The 17,480-nt window shown below is 61.7% G+C and carries 12 protein-coding genes; 9 read left to right on the top strand and 3 right to left on the bottom strand.

The window, feature by feature from the left end; translation table 11 throughout:
* Positions 1-92: 92 nt before the first annotated feature.
* From AC07XZ_RS05140 to AC07XZ_RS05155, 4 genes are all read left to right on the top strand, one after another.
* The gene (locus AC07XZ_RS05140; protein WP_102686280.1) at positions 93-1,766 is read left to right on the top strand and encodes a nitrite/sulfite reductase; all 1,674 of its coding nucleotides are present in this window, start codon (positions 93-95) and stop codon (positions 1,764-1,766) included.
* Positions 1,763-2,242: a DUF934 domain-containing protein gene (locus AC07XZ_RS05145; RefSeq protein WP_085745841.1), complete on the top strand. Its 480-nt coding sequence runs from the start codon at positions 1,763-1,765 to the stop codon at positions 2,240-2,242. Before AC07XZ_RS05140 ends, AC07XZ_RS05145 begins: the two co-directional genes overlap by 4 nt.
* A 129-nt stretch (positions 2,243-2,371) precedes the next feature.
* Entirely contained in the window at positions 2,372-3,346 is a 975-nt protein-coding gene (locus tag AC07XZ_RS05150; RefSeq protein ID WP_064381826.1) for a hypothetical protein, read from the top strand.
* A gap of 156 nt (positions 3,347-3,502) precedes the next feature.
* A complete protein-coding gene (locus tag AC07XZ_RS05155) occupies positions 3,503-4,174 on the top strand; it encodes a DUF3313 domain-containing protein (protein WP_102686279.1) in 672 nt (223 codons plus the stop codon).
* Between the two features lie 49 nt (positions 4,175-4,223).
* Here AC07XZ_RS05155 and AC07XZ_RS05160 read toward each other — a convergent pair whose 3' ends face one another.
* The 3 genes from AC07XZ_RS05160 to AC07XZ_RS05170 all read right to left on the bottom strand — a co-directional run bounded on the left by AC07XZ_RS05160 (position 4,224) and on the right by AC07XZ_RS05170 (position 7,425).
* On the bottom strand, positions 4,224-5,219 hold the full coding sequence (locus tag AC07XZ_RS05160) for a DUF3829 domain-containing protein (RefSeq protein WP_102686278.1): 996 nt from the start codon (positions 5,217-5,219) through the stop codon (positions 4,224-4,226).
* Entirely contained in the window at positions 5,216-6,850 is a 1,635-nt protein-coding gene (locus AC07XZ_RS05165; protein ID WP_102686277.1) for a J domain-containing protein, read from the bottom strand. The genes AC07XZ_RS05160 and AC07XZ_RS05165 overlap by 4 nt, the downstream gene beginning before the upstream one ends.
* A gap of 149 nt (positions 6,851-6,999) precedes the next feature.
* Positions 7,000-7,425, bottom strand: coding sequence for a YciI family protein (locus tag AC07XZ_RS05170; protein ID WP_085745837.1), 426 nt, complete (start codon positions 7,423-7,425; stop codon positions 7,000-7,002).
* Between the two features lie 270 nt (positions 7,426-7,695).
* Between AC07XZ_RS05170 and tpx the strand changes: the two genes are divergently transcribed.
* The 5 genes from tpx to AC07XZ_RS05195 all read left to right on the top strand — a co-directional run bounded on the left by tpx (position 7,696) and on the right by AC07XZ_RS05195 (position 17,350).
* The gene (tpx, locus tag AC07XZ_RS05175; protein WP_102686276.1) at positions 7,696-8,196 is read left to right on the top strand and encodes a thiol peroxidase; all 501 of its coding nucleotides are present in this window, start codon (positions 7,696-7,698) and stop codon (positions 8,194-8,196) included.
* A gap of 175 nt (positions 8,197-8,371) precedes the next feature.
* Complete coding sequence (locus tag AC07XZ_RS05180) at positions 8,372-9,679, top strand: MdtA/MuxA family multidrug efflux RND transporter periplasmic adaptor subunit (protein WP_102686275.1); 1,308 nt, start codon at positions 8,372-8,374, stop codon at positions 9,677-9,679.
* Positions 9,676-12,780 carry an MdtB/MuxB family multidrug efflux RND transporter permease subunit gene (locus AC07XZ_RS05185; RefSeq protein ID WP_007955054.1) on the top strand — a complete coding sequence of 1,035 codons (3,105 nt, stop codon included), beginning with the start codon at positions 9,676-9,678 and terminating at the stop codon, positions 12,778-12,780. The genes AC07XZ_RS05180 and AC07XZ_RS05185 overlap by 4 nt, the downstream gene beginning before the upstream one ends.
* The gene (locus AC07XZ_RS05190) at positions 12,777-15,884 is read left to right on the top strand and encodes an efflux RND transporter permease subunit (RefSeq protein WP_102686274.1); all 3,108 of its coding nucleotides are present in this window, start codon (positions 12,777-12,779) and stop codon (positions 15,882-15,884) included. The genes AC07XZ_RS05185 and AC07XZ_RS05190 overlap by 4 nt, the downstream gene beginning before the upstream one ends.
* The gene (locus AC07XZ_RS05195) at positions 15,881-17,350 is read left to right on the top strand and encodes an efflux transporter outer membrane subunit (protein WP_102686273.1); all 1,470 of its coding nucleotides are present in this window, start codon (positions 15,881-15,883) and stop codon (positions 17,348-17,350) included. Before AC07XZ_RS05190 ends, AC07XZ_RS05195 begins: the two co-directional genes overlap by 4 nt.
* The last annotated feature ends 130 nt before the right edge of the window (positions 17,351-17,480 follow it).

Consider the following 17,480-nt stretch of genomic DNA (forward strand, 5'->3'; position numbering starts at 1 on the left):
ACCCGAGATAGCGCCAGACGCGAACTGGCGCTATCTCGGGTTCGCCCGTTCCCACAGGAATCCGTGCAAGTTCCTGACGAGGTAGTAGGCCGATGTATCAGTACGATGATTACGACCGGGCGCTGGTGTTCGAGCGCGTTGCGCAGTTTCGCGATCAGGTCGAGCGCTTCATGGCCGGGGAGTTGAGCGAAGAAGAGTTTCTGCCGCTGCGCCTGCAAAACGGCCTGTACATGCAAAAGCACGCCTACATGCTGCGGGTGGCCATTCCTTACGGCACGCTGAGTGCCGAACAGATGCGCACCCTGGCGAGCATCGCCAGGGATTACGACCGTGGCTACGGCCACTTCACCACCCGGCAGAACATGCAGTTCAACTGGATCGAGCTGCACGAGGTGCCGGACATTCTCGAACGTCTGGCGCAGGTCAACATGCATGCGATCCAGACCTCGGGCAATTGCGTGCGCAACATCACCACCGAAGCCTTCGCCGGGGTCGCGGCGGACGAGCTGATCGACCCGCGCCCGCTGGCCGAGATCCTGCGGCAATGGTCGACGATCAACCCGGAATTCCTGTTCCTTCCGCGCAAGTTCAAGATCGCCATCTGCTCGGCGAAGCAGGATCGCGCGGCGATCATGATGCATGACATCGGCCTCTATCTTTACCCCGGTCGTAACGGCCAGATGCTGCTGCGAGTGATCGTCGGCGGCGGTCTGGGACGCACGCCAATTCTCGGTCTGCAGATTCGCGACGATCTACCGTGGCAGCACTTGCTGTCCTACGTCGAGGCGGTGCTGCGGGTCTACAACCGCCACGGTCGGCGCGACAACAAGTACAAGGCGCGGATCAAGATTCTGGTCAAGGCGCTGGGCATGGAGGCGTTCGCCAAGGAAGTCGAGGAGGAATGGCAACACCTTAAGGACGGACCGGCGCAATTGACCGAGGATGAATACCAGCGCGTCGCCAGTGCCTTCGTGCCGCCGAGCTACCGCACGCTGGCGGGCACCGATCTGGATTTCGGCACGCACCTGGCCGACAACCCGGCGTTCGCCCGTTGGGTCGCGCGCAACGTGCAACCGCACAAAGTGCCGGGCTATACCAGCGTGGTGCTGTCGACCAAACCGGGCCTGGCCTCGCCGCCGGGGGACGTCACCGATGCGCAGATGTTGGCCGTGGCTGACTGGTCCGAGCGTTTCGGTTTCGGCGAAATCCGCATCGCCCACGAGCAGAACATCGTCCTGCCGGATGTGCCCAAGTCGCAGCTGTATGCGCTGTGGGAGCAGGCGAAAGAGCAGGGGCTGGGCGCCGCCAACGTCGGCCTGCTGACCGATATCATTGCCTGCCCCGGGGGCGATTTCTGTGCGCTGGCCAATGCCAAATCGATCCCGATTGCCCAAGCGATTCAGGCGCGTTTCGACAACCTCGATTACCTGCATGATCTGGGCGACATCAGCCTCAACATCTCCGGCTGCATGAACGCCTGCGGCCATCACCACATCGGCAACATCGGGATTCTCGGCGTCGATAAAAACGGCAGCGAGTGGTATCAGATCACCCTTGGCGGCGCCCAAGGCAAGAACAGCGCACTGGGCAAGGTCATCGGCCCCTCGTTCAGCGCCGCCGAAGTGCCGCAGGTGATCGAGCGGATCATCGGCACCTTCGTCCGTTATCGCGAGGCTGAAGAACTGTTCGTCGATACCGTGGCGCGCATCGGACTGGAGCCGTTCAAGGAGCGGGTTTATCCGAAAGCGCAGGAGGTGTCGGCATGAACAATTTGTTGCGCATGGAGGAGAGCGGGGCGCGCATCGTGCTGGATGATCCGTGGACGCTGATCCGCTCGCCTGAAACGTCTGACAGCACTGAAATGCTGATTCTGCCGCTGGCCCACTGGCTCGAATCGCCCTCGACCCATGCGGTCTGGCTCGGCCCCGACGACGGCGTCGAAAGCCTGTTGCCATGGTTGACCTCGCTGCCGCTGATCGCCCTCGACTTCCCGAGCTTTCGCGACGGCCGCGCCTACAGCCAGGCCTATCTGCTGCGCAGACGTTTCGGCTGGAAAGGCGAGTTGCGCGCCATCGGCGATGTGCTGCGCGATCAACTGAGCCACATGCGCCAGTGCGGTTTCGACAGCTTCGCGGTGCGCGAGGACAAATCCGCCGAGGATGCGCTCAAGGGCCTGGCCGGGATGAGCGTGTTGTACGGGCGCTCGGTGATCGAGCCGCGACCGTTGTTCCGGCGCAGGTGATGCAGGGGAAACCCTTAGAACCCTGATGAATCGGGGATTTTTCCTTGGGTCGATGGTGGCCTTTTGGTAGAGTCCCCGTCGCCAGCGGGTTTTCGGCTGGACGACGGAACGAAGAAGGGAGTCTGATCAGTGAGTCCGGGCAAAAAAATTCTGGGCATCACCGCGTTGCTGCTGATGGTGACGCTGTGGGCCGGTTACATCTATGTGTTCAACGAAAACCGTGGCGGTCAGCTCGGCGGCGTCGGCGAAAGCACCGCCTGGTGCGGCACGCCGCCGAACACCGAAGCGGCGCTGCTGGGCAAGGATCAACTGACCCTGCGCATCACCAACAACCTGCGCGGCGAGTTCATGCTCAGCGGCGCGGTGGTGGTCTCCGAACGTACCTTCAACCGCTATGACCTGGGCCGCAACGAGCTGCGTCTGCGCCTGGAACCGTTGCAGTGGTCGTTTGGCGTCACGCCGATCTTCCTCGAACAGGTGAAAGTCCTGCCCCTGAGCCGCAACCTCGCCTCGACCGACAAGAGCGCCTTCGCCGAACTCGAATCGCGCCCGATCAGCGTTCAGGGCCGGGTCACCGAATTTCCCTTCGACACCTATCGCTACGGCTACAAACCGGTGCTGTATTACCTCAAGGGCAGCGAGCGCATCGACCTGCGCTTCAAGAACATCACCACGCTGATGGAGATGTCCAACACCTTCACGCCGATCCAGAAATACAACCGCGCCGACTACATCAACGAGAAAAACTCGATGATCCGCGACGAGGACTACAAGGCCTACGGCCCCCACGAATGCGCGTTCAGCGTCGAGCGCAAAGGCTCGTTCAAGGTTGTGGTGCTGTTGATGCTGCTGGTGCTGTGCCTGCCGTTGCTGCTGGTGTTCTACCGCGATGAGCCGGGAATCGACTTCCTTGCCACGCTGGTGGGGATTGGCGTGGTGCGCACGGTGCTGGTGGGGCCGGTGCAGGATTTCCAGCTGTACAACATTGATTTTCTGTTTGGCGCGGCGATTTTGCTGGTGGGCACGGTGTCGCTGATCAAGGCGATGCGGGCGAACAGTCGGCGGGAGATGGCGTTGAGAAGTGGTGAGACTTCGAGCTGGTAGAAGAAAGCCTTGAGCACCTGTGATGGTCCGGACCTTTCAAAGGTCCGGACCCGACGTTGTGCAATGTTGGGGTTTCTGATCGCAAACGGCGCGAATTTAGCTATACCTGTAACTCCCCCGACGCAATAAATTCGGCCTTCCGACAGGAGTTACAGCATGAAGCTAGCCGTAATGATGAGCACCCTGTGCATTGCCACGCTGGGCGTGGTGGGCTGCTCCAGCAAAACCGTCGCACCCGACGAGTACTCAGGCTTCCTCAAGGACTACAGCCAGCTGAGGGAGGCCAAATCCCCGTCGGGGGCCGAAGTGATGCGCTGGATCGACCCGAAAGTCGACATCGGCAAATTCACCAGCGTCTACGTCGAACCGACCCAGCTCTATCCCAAACCGCAACCCACCGTGAAGATTCCGCAGCAGACCCTCAACGGCATCACCAGCTACTACGATCAGGCGCTCAAGCGTGAACTGGGCAAATCCCTGCCGCTGGCCTCGGGCCCCGGGCCGGGCGTGATTGTGGTGCGCGCGGCCATTACCGCCGTCAGCAGCAAGACCGAAGGCCTGCATGCCTATGAAGTGATTCCGGTGGCGTTGGTGGCGGCAGCGGTCAGCACCGCCAGCGGTATTCGCGATCAGGAAACCACGCTGGCGACCGAAGCGGTGTTCCTCGATGGCGGCACCAACAAGGTGGCGGCGCAGGTGGTGCGCAAGGGCACTGGCAAACCGCTGGAAAACGATTCGCAGGTGATGAAGGCCGATGACGTGAAAAGCGTGATCGATGGCTGGGCGTCGGACCTGCATCAGTCCTACCTCAAGCTCAAGGCCAAGTAAGACCGGCACGCCGGGTCGTCCCTGAGGGCGATCCGGCGTGCGCACGGCGTCAGAAACTGGCGCGCGCCAGTCGGTTGTAATGGCTGAGCAAACCGTCGTAACGGCGGGTCACGGCGTAGTAGTCCTCGCTCAAACGTTCGGGCTTAGCGTGGTTGTGCCAGTCTGCTTGCAGGGTGTTCAACGCCTCGAGATAGCTTTGCCCCGGCTCGCCGATGCGCAGCCACAGATCCCGTGCGGCATCGGTCTTGTTCTGGAATCCACCCGTGCGCGGTGCGAGCCAGGGTTCGCGACGGTTCCACGCCTGTTGCAACTTCGCGGTGGTGTCGGCCAGCAATTTTGGGGTCAGAGTGCGGTTTTTCATCGCTTCGTCGAGCACGTCGACAGTCTCCCGCGCCTGAATCATGTACGCCAGCAAGTCCCAATGAATGTCCCTGCCCAGACGCGCCTCGATCAGCTTGAGCTGTTCAGGACGTTGCGCGGCGTCGAGCGGCAGCAGGCTTTGCCGCAGAGCCGCCGAGGCGCCGATGTATTCCTGTGAAACGCGCTCGATCGCATCCAGTTCTCCAGGGGAAGGCTGTTGCGACCCGGAGGTGAAACTCGCCTCTCGGTAAAAACGCGTGGGGGCAATGGTGGTCGTGACGTGACTCAGCGCCCGGACGTACTCGTTCGCCTGTCGCGCCAGTTCAGGCTGCCACGCCAGAAGATCGAGTTTTTCCGTGAGGCCCTGACCGCAGACATCGCGCTGAATGTCGCGCACATTGAACGCGTCACTGTCGTCGAAATCCTTGAGGCTCTTCAACCAGCGCTGGTCGCGGGGCAAGGGCGGTTGAGGTTTCTTGTAGCGGTCGTAGGCCACTCGCCATTGCACGTCGATCCGGTTGACGCAGGCGATCACCGGGCTCAGGGCATTGGCCTGGGCGGTGATCGGTGCATCGCGCCCATCCAGCCAGAGATCGAGTTGCAGGAAAGGGCGGGTCGCACTCGTCAGCGCCATCACCACCAGCGCGAAGAAAATACCGACGCAAAACATCACTCTCGTGGTCATGGGTGCGCCTCCTTGCCGTACCACTGTTCAACGGTGGCCGGTGCGCTGCATTCGGCGGTGGTGGCCGGCAAGCGGCTGCACAAACGTTCGGTCCAGGGTTGCAGACCCTGATTGCGATTGACCGTGCCTTGGCTGGCGACCACTTTGAATACGCCGAGCACGAGGGACAGCACCACAATCCCGAGGATCGTCACGCCGACTTTCACGGCTGTTCGGCTCTCTTCCCAGGATACCCGTGGCCTGGACTGCCAGCGGCGAACCAGTCCGAAGGTCGTCAGGGTCGCGGCGTACACCCCGCCGGCAATCGGGCCGAAAAACCAGCCGAGCCCGGCCACCATCAACGCGCCGGGCACCAGGTCACGCAGCACGCCGAACGGCGGCGAGTCTTTGAAAACTCCGGGGCAAAGAGCAGCGCTGAGCCGGTCATCCAGCCGCCATACGCGATGGGCGAGGTTGTGCACCAGCCAATTGAGCCCGGCCACGATCACGCCGAACACCACAGTCGAAATCATGACGATGTTGATCAACCCGCTGAGCCGCACGCCCAGCGGAATGTAATGGGTGAACGCGCCGATCAGGCAGGCCAATACCACGCCCACGTAGGTCGGCCAGTCATTGAAGCTCAGTTCCCAGTCACGCCAGAAAAACGCCGTGCCGCCGGGCATCTGTGCGCAGACCTTGGGGTGATTGGCGTACAGCTCGGAACTCAACTTGCGACACTGCGCCCAGTCGTCTTCGCTCAGGCGTCGGGCCAGTGCGCGGCGGGCGCTGAACGAGCCGGTGCCCAGCAGCAGGCGGGCGGCGCGGTGTTCGGGGGTGACGGCGGGCTCCGTGGCCAGTTGTTGCTGGTGAGCCAGGAAAAGCGGCGCATTCTGGCGAGCCAGCAGGCGTTGCCATTCGCCGTCAGGGCAGGGATTTCCGGTGCAGCCGTGCCAGCCCTGACCGGTTCGCACCCGTTCGAAAATCTCGGGAAACCAGACCGGGGCATCCAGCAGCAAATGGCTCAGGGCACGGTTGAACCATTCCTGATGTTGCTGAATCGCCAACCAGTTGAAATCCGCGCAGCGGGCATAGGCCTGGAGAAATCCGTCGACGTCTTCCCGTTCGAGCGCATCACGCATCGGTTGCGCAATGCGCGCGCGTTGTTGATCCAGCAACAGGTCAATCGATATTTCGTCCAGCTCCAGGCGTTGCCAGGCGCTGAACCAGAAGAAGGTCGGGATGGCCCAGTCCACCAACGTCTGCGAAGTCTCAGGGTGTTCAATGCAATGATGCAGCACCGTGTCTTCGAAGAAATGTGCGCAACCCTGTTCGAGGGTGACGGCATGGCGATGATTCAGCTCTTCAACGCTGAGCCCGTCCAGCGAGCGGGTCGCCAGTTGCAGGGCATCGACCTCGACCACGGTGAGGCCGGTCAGGTCCCAGGACTCTTCAATACCCTGTTCCTGCTCTACGTCCTGATTCTGCTGCCATTCCTTGTACGCCAGCGCCTGCTCATAGGCATCGCGCAGCCGCTGGAAGCCCTCGGGGTCGTCGTCGGGGCGGGTCTGTTTGAGCAGGACGGCATATTGGCGTTTGATAGTGCGCACATCGGCGTCGGCCGACAGGCCAAGGACGGTCCAGCAACTCATTGCGATGACAACTCCATAACAACCGCGACGCGATCCAGTGGTGGCATTGTGATGTTGCGCACCCTACCTGTTTCGCGTCGAAAAGTCCTCGTGTCTCGCTCAGTCGTCATCGGCCATGCAGAAAATGCTCACGCTCCCGATTCGGGGCCTTAGTGTTTTTTGGCTTGTTCGCGGATGCGTTCTTCCTGCTCGCGCAGTTCCGGGGTGAACTCGGCGCCGAAATCTTCCGGGCTGAAGACCTGGCGAATCTCGATCTCCGACTCAGTGCCCGGCATGGGATTCGGGCAACGCTTGACCCATTCGATGGCTTCCTCTTTGGATTTCACGTCCCAGATCCAGTAACCGGCGATCAGCTCTTTGGTCTCGGCAAACGGGCCGTCGATCACGCTGCGGGTTTCACCACTGAAACGTACGCGGGCGCCTTTGCTGCTGGGGTGCAGGCCGTCGGCAGAAACCAGGATGCCGGCCTTGGCCAGTTCCTCGTTGTAGTTGCCCATGTCGGTCAGCAATTGCTCGCTGGGCATCACGCCGGCTTCGGAGTCGTGGCTGGCTTTGACAATGATCATGAAGCGCATGGTGTTTCTCCGCAGATAGGTGAGGGATTCATGGCTTAGTCGAACGGCCGGGGTCTGAATCGACAGGTCGTTAAAGAAAAGACGCAGACTTGCGTTTTAACAAGCATCACCCTCTTTGAGGGCGGGGATGTGGGGCTACTGGAGAATGTGTATCCAGTTTTGCGTGCCAGCACATGACAATTTCAGTCCAGGCATAGGTCGTCGGACAATTTCGTGGTTAACTTCTGCCTCTTGCATGCTTTCCCAACAACGTTAAGAAGGACTCCGTTCATGGCTCAAGTCACGCTCAAAGGCAACCCGGTTCAAGTCAACGGCCAACTGCCACAAGCCGGTTCCAAGGCGCCAGCCTTTTCCCTGGTAGCCGGCAATCTGTCCGACGTCACCCTGAAAGACTTCGCCGGCAAGCGCAAAGTGCTGAACATCTTCCCAAGCGTCGACACCCCGACCTGCGCCACCTCCGTGCGCAAGTTCAACGCCCAGGCCAACGACATCAGCAACACTGTTGTGCTGTGCATCTCGGCTGACCTGCCGTTCGCCCAGGCTCGCTTCTGCGGCGCCGAAGGTCTGGAAAACGTACAAAACCTGTCGACCCTGCGCGGCACCGAGTTCCTCGAGAACTACGGTGTGGCCATCTCTGACGGCCCGCTGAAAGGCCTGACCGCCCGTGCGGTGGTTGTACTGGACGAAAACGACAACGTCCTGCACAGCGAACTGGTCAAGGAAATTGCCGAAGAGCCTAACTACGAAGCGGCACTGTCCGTTCTGAAATAAGCGCTTTTACAATTGTTAACGGCCTGGCTCTGTCCAGGCCGTTTTCATTTGTGTATCAGTGTTTTGCCTCACACCTTGAAACGTAAGTGGAAGGTAAATTGCCGGTAAAGCTGCTTTGCTAAATCCCCACCAGTGCTTATCGTTCAGCCTCCCGTAAAAGAAGCCCACGCGCCCAATGGTTAATCACTCCATGCAATCGTCTTCCCGAAACTCCCGTCGCTGGCTGTTGAGCCTGCTTGTCCTGCTGGTCATTGCCGGTCTGTGCTGGAAATTCTGGCCCGCCGGTTCGACCCACAAGGAGGGCGGCGAGAAGGCGCAGGCCGGTCACACCGGCCGTTCGGGGATGATGCGTCCGGGCTTCGGCGGTGCGGCAGGGCCGATTCCAGTGCGCGTGGCGCCGGCGGTCACCGGGGACTTCCCGCTGTACTACAAGGCCCTGGGCACGGTGACGGCGCTCAACACCATCAATGTGCGCAGCCGGGTCGGTGGCGAACTGGTGAAGATTTATTTCGAGGAAGGGCAGATGGTCAAGGCCGGCGACCTGCTGGCAGAGATCGACCCGCGCCCCTACCAGAACGCCTTGCTTCAGGCCGAAGGCACCTTGCTGCAGAACCAGGCGCAGTTGAAGAACGCCCAGGTCGATGTCGAGCGTTATCGCGGTCTTTACAAGGAAGACAGCATCGCCAAGCAGACACTGGACACCGCTGAAGCGCTGGTCGGCCAATACCTCGGCACCGTGAAAACCAATCAGGCGGCGGTCAACGACGCCAAGCTCAATCTCGAATTCACCAAGATCCGCGCACCGATTGCCGGTCGCGTCGGCCTGCGTCAACTCGACGTCGGCAACCTCGTGGCGGCCAACGACACCACGTTCCTGGCGGTCATCACCCAGACCCAACCGATCAGCGTGGCCTTCACCCTGCCGGAAAACAGCCTGGAAACCGTACTCGCCCGCTACCGCAGCGGCGCCAAACTGCCGGCCGAGGCCTGGGATCGTGGCGACACCAAACTGCAAGCCACCGGTGTACTGCAAAGTCTCGACAACCAGATCGACGTGACCACCGGCACCCTGAAATTCAAGGCGCGCTACGAGAACCGCGATCAGTCGCTGTTCCCCAACCAGTTCGTCAACGTTCACCTGCTGGCTGACACCTTGAAAGGTGTGGTGCTGGCGCCGTCGGCTGCCATCCAGTTCGGCACCAACGGCACCTTCGTCTACGCGCTGGACGGCGACAAGAAAGTCACCATCCGCCAATTGAAGATTGGCGCCAGCGATGGTGAAAACACCGTGATCACCGAAGGCCTGGCCGCCGGCGACCGCGTGGTGCTGGAAGGCACCGACCGCCTGAAGGAAGGCAGCGAAGTGGAAGTGGTCAATGACAGCAAGGATGTGCCGACCACTCCGACCGAACACCTGCAAGGCAAGTCCGCCGCCACCGCGCCTGACGCCACCGTCACTGACAAGGCCAAGAAGGGCGCATGAACATTTCGCGTCTGTTCATCCTCCGCCCGGTCGCCACCACGCTGAGCATGCTGGCCATCGTGCTGGCCGGTCTGATCGCCTATCGCCTGCTACCGGTTTCGGCTCTGCCGCAGGTCGATTACCCGACCATCCGGGTCATGACTCTGTATCCGGGCGCCAGTCCGGACGTGATGACCAGCGCCGTCACCGCGCCGCTGGAGCGTCAGTTCGGGCAAATGCCGGGCCTGACGCAGATGGCGTCGACCAGTTCTGGCGGCGCGTCAGTGCTGACCCTGCGTTTCAGCCTCGACATCAACATGGACGTCGCCGAACAGCAGGTGCAGGCCGCGATCAACGCCGCGACCAACCTGTTGCCGACCGACTTGCCGGCGCCGCCGGTGTACAACAAGGTCAACCCGGCGGACACCCCGGTGCTGACCCTGGCCATCACCTCGAAAACCATGCTGTTGCCCAAGCTCAATGATCTGGTCGATACGCGCATGGCGCAGAAGATCGCCCAGATCAGCGGCGTCGGCATGGTCAGCATTGCCGGCGGTCAGCGTCAGGCGGTGCGGATCAAGGTCAACCCTGAGGCCCTCGCGGCCAACGGCCTGAACCTGTCGGACGTGCGCACGCTGATCAGTGCGTCCAACGTCAACCAGCCCAAGGGCAACTTCGACGGCCCGACCCGGGTGTCGATGCTCGACGCCAACGACCAGCTGACGTCGCCCAAGGATTACGCCAACCTGATCCTGGCCTACGCCAACGGCGCGCCGCTGCGGCTCAAGGATGTCGCGCAGATCGTCGACGGCGCCGAAAACGAGCGTCTGGCAGCGTGGGCCAACCAGAATCAGGCTGTTCTGCTGAACATCCAGCGTCAGCCGGGCGCCAACGTGATCGAAGTGGTAGACCGGATCAAGGCGCTGCTGCCGAGCATCACCGACAACCTGCCGGCCGGTCTCGACGTGGTCGTGCTGACCGACCGCACCCAGACCATCCGTGCCTCCGTCACTGACGTGCAGCACGAATTGCTGATTGCCATCGCGCTGGTGGTGATGGTGACGTTCCTGTTCCTGCGGCGTGCCAGTGCCACGATCATTCCGTCGGTGGCCGTGCCGCTGTCGTTGATCGGCACGTTCGGCGTGATGTACCTCGCCGGATTCTCGGTTAACAACCTGACGCTGATGGCATTGACCATCGCCACCGGTTTCGTGGTCGACGATGCGATCGTGATGCTGGAAAACATCGCGCGTTTCATCGAGGAGGGCGACAGCCCGATGCAGGCGGCGCTCAAGGGCGCGAAGCAGATCGGTTTCACCCTGATTTCCCTGACCCTGTCGCTGATTGCGGTTCTGATTCCGCTGCTGTTCATGGCCGACGTGGTGGGGCGGTTGTTCCGTGAGTTCGCCATCACCCTGGCGGTGGCGATCCTGATTTCTCTGGTGGTTTCGCTGACCCTGACGCCGATGATGTGCGCGCGTCTGCTCAAGCGCGAGCCGGAAGCACATGAACAGGGCCGTTTCTACCGCGCCAGTGGTGCGTTCATCGACTGGATGATCGCCGCTTACGGGCGCAAGTTGCAGTGGGTGCTCAAGCACCAGCCGCTGACCCTGCTGGTAGCCATCGGCACGCTGGCCCTGACCGTGTTCCTTTATATGGTGGTGCCCAAGGGCTTCTTCCCGGTGCAGGACACCGGGGTGATCCAGGGCATTTCCGAAGCGCCGCAGTCGATTTCCTTCGCGGCGATGGGCGAGCGTCAGCAGGCGCTGGCCAAGGTGATTCTCGAAGATCCGGCGGTGGAAAGCCTGTCGTCCTACATCGGTGTCGACGGTGACAACGCCACGCTCAACAGCGGTCGGCTGCTGATCAACCTCAAGCCCCATGGCCAGCGTGATCTGACGGCGACCGAAGTGATTGCCCGCCTGCAACCGCAGCTGGACAAGCTTGTCGGCATCCGTCTGTTCATGCAGCCGGTGCAGGACCTGACCATCGAAGACCGCGTCAGCCGTACCCAATACCAGTTCAGCATGTCGTCGCCGGATTCTGAATTGCTCAGCCTGTGGAGCGGCCGTCTGGTCGAGGCCCTGGCCCAGCGCCCGGAACTGACCGACGTCGCCAGTGACTTGCAGGACAAGGGTTTGCAGGTGTTCCTGGTGATCGACCGCGACGCTGCTTCACGGCTGGGTGTGTCGGTGTCGAACATCACCGATGCGCTGTACGACGCGTTCGGCCAGCGGCAGATTTCGACCATTTACACCCAGGCCAGCCAGTACCGCGTGGTGCTGCAAGCACAGGCCGGGGAGAAGATCGGCCCGCAGGCGCTGGATCAGATTCACGTCAAGACCACCGATGGCGGTCAGGTGCGGTTGTCGAGTCTGGCCCACGTCGAGGAACGGCAGGCACAACTGGCGATCACCCACATCGGCCAGTTCCCGGCGGTGATGATGTCGTTCAACCTCGCGCCCGGCGTGGCGCTGGGGCATGCGGTGGACATCATCGAGCAGGTGCAGAAGGACATCGGCATGCCGATCGGCGTGCAGACCCAGTTCCAGGGCGCGGCCGAAGCGTTCCAGGCGTCGCTGTCGAGCACCTTGCTGCTGATTCTGGCGGCGGTGGTGACGATGTACATCGTGCTGGGCGTGCTTTACGAGAGCTACATTCACCCGATCACCATTCTCTCGACCTTGCCGTCGGCGGCGGTCGGGGCGTTGCTGGCGTTGCTGCTCAGCGGTAATGATCTGGGCATGATCGCGATCATCGGCATCATTCTGCTGATCGGCATTGTGAAGAAAAACGCGATCATGATGATCGACTTCGCCCTCGACGCCGAACGCACCCAGGGCATGGCGCCGGAGCAGGCGATCTATCAGGCGGCGCTGTTGCGTTTCCGGCCGATTCTGATGACCACGCTGGCGGCGCTGTTTGGCGCGGTGCCGTTGATGCTCGCCACCGGTTCCGGCGCTGAGTTGCGTCAGCCGCTGGGTCTGGTGATGGTCGGCGGGTTGCTGGTGAGTCAGGTGCTGACGCTGTTCACCACGCCGGTGATCTACCTGTACTTCGATCGTCTCGGCCGGCGCTGGGGCCGTGCTCCTTCGGCCGTGGAGCCGGTGGAACAGCCATGAACCTGTCCGGTCCTTTCATCAAACGCCCGGTGGCGACCATGCTCCTGAGCCTGGCGATCATGCTGCTGGGCGGCGTGAGCTTCGGCCTGTTGCCGGTGTCGCCGCTGCCGCAAATGGACTTCCCGGTGATCGTGGTGCAGGCCAGCCTGCCCGGCGCCAGCCCGGAAGTCATGGCGTCCACCGTGGCCACGCCGCTGGAGCGTTCGTTCGGCGCCATCGCCGGCGTCAACACCATGAGCAGTCGTTCCAGCCAGGGCTCGACCCGGGTCATCCTGCAATTTGATCTCGACCGCGACATCAACGGCGCGGCGCGGGAAGTGCAGGCGGCGATCAACGCTTCGCGCAACCTGCTGCCGAGCGGGATGCGCAGCATGCCGACCTACAAGAAGGTCAACCCGTCGCAGGCACCGATCATGGTGTTGTCGCTGACGTCGGACGTACTGGAAAAAGGCCAGCTGTATGACCTGGCCTCGACCATCCTGTCCCAGAGCCTGTCCCAGGTGCAGGGCGTCGGTGAAGTACAGATCGGCGGTAGCTCGTTGCCGGCAGTACGCATCGAACTCGAGCCCCAGGCACTGAACCAGTACGGCGTGGCGCTCGACGATGTGCGCAAGACCATCGCCGAAGCCAACGTGCGCCGGCCCAAGGGTTCGGTCGAGGACGACCAGCGTCTGTGGCAGATCCAGGCCAACGACCAGTTGGAGAAAGCCAAGGATTACGAATCGCTGATCATCCACTACAACGGCGGCGCGGCCCTGCGTCTGAAAGACGTGGCCAAGGTCAGCGACGGCGTGGAAGACCGCTACAACAGCGGTTTCTTCAACGATGACGCGGCGGTGCTGTTGGTGATCAACCGCCAGGCCGGTGCCAACATCATCGAGACGGTGAACGAGATCAAGGCGCAGTTGCCGGCGTTGCAGGCGGTGCTGCCGGCCAGCGTCAAACTGAACCTGGCGATGGATCGTTCGCCGGTGATCAAGGCCACCCTGCACGAAGCGGAAATGACCCTGCTGATCGCCGTGGCACTGGTGATTCTGGTGGTGTTCCTGTTTCTCGGTAACTTCCGCGCGTCCCTGATTCCGACGTTGGCGGTGCCGGTGTCGCTGGTCGGCACCTTTGCGGTGATGTACCTCTACGGATTCTCGCTGAACAACCTGTCGCTGATGGCGCTGATTCTCGCCACCGGGCTGGTGGTGGACGACGCCATCGTGGTGCTGGAAAACATTTCCCGGCACATCGACGAAGGCGTCAAACCGATGAAGGCCGCGTACCTCGGGGCCAAGGAAGTCGGTTTTACTTTGCTGTCGATGAACGTCTCGCTGGTGGCGGTGTTCCTGTCGATCCTGTTCATGGGCGGGATCATCGAAAGCCTGTTCCGCGAATTCTCCATCACCCTGGCCGCGGCCATTGTGGTGTCGCTGGTGGTTTCCCTGACGCTGACCCCGATGCTCTGCGCCCGCTGGCTCAAACCCCATACGCCGGGCGAGGAAAACCGTCTGCAACGCTGGAGCCGCCGGACCAACGACTGGATGGTCGGCAAATACGCCACCAGCCTCGACTGGGTGTTGCGCCACCGTCGCCTGACGTTGCTGAGCCTGATCATCACCGTCGGGGTCAACGTCGCTCTCTATGTGGTGGTGCCGAAAACCTTCATGCCGCAGCAGGACACCGGCCAGTTGATCGGTTTTGTGCGCGGTGACGACGGTCTGTCGTTCAGCGTGATGCAGCCGAAAATGGAAGTGTTCCGCCGCGCCGTGCTCAAGGACGCAGCGGTCGAGAGTGTGGCCGGGTTCATTGGTGGCACCAACGGCACCAACAACGCGTTCATGCTGGTGCGCCTGAAACCGATCAAGGAGCGCAATATCTCTGCGCAGAAGGTCATCGAGCGCCTGCGCAAGGAAATGCCCAAGGTGGCCGGTGCGCAGTTGATGCTGATGGCTGACCAGGACCTGCAATTCGGCGGCGGTCGCGAGCAGACCACTTCGCAGTACAGCTACATCCTGCAAAGTGGTGATCTGGGCGCCTTGCGCGAGTGGTACCCGAAAGTGGTCACCGCATTGCGCGCCTTGCCGGAACTGACTGCCATCGACGCCCGTGAAGGACGCGGTGCGCAGCAGGTGACGCTGATCGTCGACCGCGATCAGGCCAAGCGCCTGGGCGTGGATATGAACATGGTCACGGCCGTGCTCAACAACGCCTACAGTCAGCGGCAGATTTCCACGATCTACGACAGCCTCAACCAGTATCAGGTGGTGATGGAGGTCAATCCGAAATACGCTCAGGATCCGGTGACACTCAAGCAGGTTCAGGTAATCACCGCCGACGGTGCGCGGATTCCGCTGTCGACCTTCGCCCATTATGAAAACAGCCTGGAAGACGACCGGGTCAGCCACGAAGGCCAGTTCGCCTCCGAGAGCATTTCCTTCGACATGGCCGAAGGCTTGACAGTGGAGCAGGGCAGTGCGGCCATCGAGCGGGCGATTGCCAAGGTTGGCCTGCCCGAAGACGTGATCGCAAAAATGGCCGGTACAGCCGACGCTTTCGCCGCCACTCAGAAGAGCCAGCCGTTCATGATCCTCGGTGCGCTGCTGGCGGTGTATCTGGTGCTGGGTGTGCTGTATGAAAGCTACATTCATCCGTTGACGATTCTGTCGACATTGCCGTCGGCCGGGGTCGGTGCGTTGCTGTCGATCTATGTACTGGGCGGCGAATTCAGCCTGATCTCGCTGCTCGGGCTGTTCCTGCTGATCGGTGTGGTGAAGAAGAACGCGATCCTGATGATCGACCTGGCGCTGCAACTGGAGCGTCATCAAGGCATGGCGCCGCTGGAGTCGATCCGCAGCGCCTGTCTGCAACGCTTGCGGCCGATCCTGATGACCACGCTGGCAGCGATCCTCGGCGCCTTGCCGTTGCTGCTGAGCCGGGCCGAAGGCGCGGAAATGCGCCAGCCGCTGGGCCTGACCATCATCGGCGGGCTGGTTTTCAGCCAGGTGCTGACCCTTTACACCACGCCTGTGGTTTACCTCTATCTCGACAAGCTGCGCCATCGTTTCAACAAATGGCGTGGCGTGCGCACCGATGCCGCTCTGGAAACTCCGCTATGACTGACCGTTCGCTTATCAATCTGGCTACCGTTCGCGGCTCGCGTCTGCTGAGCCTGTCGCTGTGCGTGGCGATGCTCAGTGCGTGCGCCGTCGGCCCGGACTACCAGCGCCCGCAGACCGCCGAAATCGCCCAGTACAAGGAAGCCGAAGGCTGGCGTCAGGCCAACCCGAGCGATTCCCTGGCACGCGGTGCCTGGTGGGAGCTGTATGGCGACCGTCAGCTCAACGAGCTGATCGAGAAACTCAACAGCTCGAACCAGACCGTCGCCCAGTCCGAAGCCCAGTACCGTCAGGCCCAGGCCTTGGTGCGCAGCGCGCGCGGGGCGTTTTACCCGAGTGTCGATCTGAGCGCCGGCAAGACCCGTTCCAGCCAGGGCACCGGCAGCAGCAGTTCGAGCCTGAGCAGTTCCTCCAGCGGTATCCGTGACACTTACAACGCGCAACTGGGCGTGAGTTGGGAAGCGGATGTCTGGGGCAAGTTGCGTCGTGGCCTTGAAGCCAATGAAGCCAGCGCCCAGGCGAGCTACGCCGATCTGGCGGCGATGCGCTTGAGCCAGCAGTCGGAACTGGTGCAGAACTACCTGCAACTGCGGGTGATCGATCAGCAGAAACGCTTGCTCGAATCGACAGTGGCCGCCTATGAGCGCTCGCTTAAAATGACCATGAACCAGTACAACGCCGGGGTTTCCGGGCGTGACGCGGTGGCGCAGGCACAGACCCAGCTGAAAACCACTCAGGGCGATCTGGTCGACCTGATCTGGCAACGGGCGCAGTTCGAAAACGCCATCGCGGTACTGACCGGCCAGCCGCCCGCCGAATTCAACATTGCCGAAACCCAGGACATTCCCAAGCTGCCGCAGATTCCGCTGAGTCTGCCGTCGCAGTTGCTCGAGCGCCGTCCGGACATCGCCTCGGCCGAGCGCTCGGTGATTGCGGCCAACGCCAACATCGGCGTGGCCAAGGCCGCGTACTACCCGGACTTCAGCCTGAGCCTGAGCGGCGGCTACAGCAGCAGTACCTCGCAGAACCTGATCAGCCTGCCGAACCGCTTCTGGTCGGTGGGGCCGAAAATGACCCTGCCGCTGTTCGACGGCGGCATCCGCTCGGCCGAAGTCGACCGCACCGAAGCCGTGTACGACCAGACCGTGGCCAAATACCGCCAGACCGTGCTCGACGGTTTCCGCGAAGTGGAAAACTATCTGGTGCAATTGAAGGTGTACGAAGACGAAGCGGCCGTCCGCCAGGAAGCCCTCGATGCGGCGCGGGACTCGTTGCGTCTGACTGAAAACCAGTACAAGGCCGGGGTGATTGCTTATCTCGACGTGGTGACGGTGCAGGCGACGGCGTTGAGTAATGAACGCACTGTCCTGAATATCCTGCAGAACCGTTTGATTGCCAGCGTGCAGTTGATCGCAGCGCTGGGCGGTGGTTGGGACGGGCAGCTGGAAACCACTGATAACCGCTGAAACCGAGCTGGTAACGATCTTCTCAAGACCCTGAATTAGAGCCCTGTCAGACGATCAAACAAGCGTTTCATCGGGTTGATGGCCATTTGATTACTTTGTCAGTGAATTCTTTTACGCAATCAGTACAATC

Source organism: Pseudomonas sp. GW458-11-26-14-LB4 (assembly GCF_059423925.1).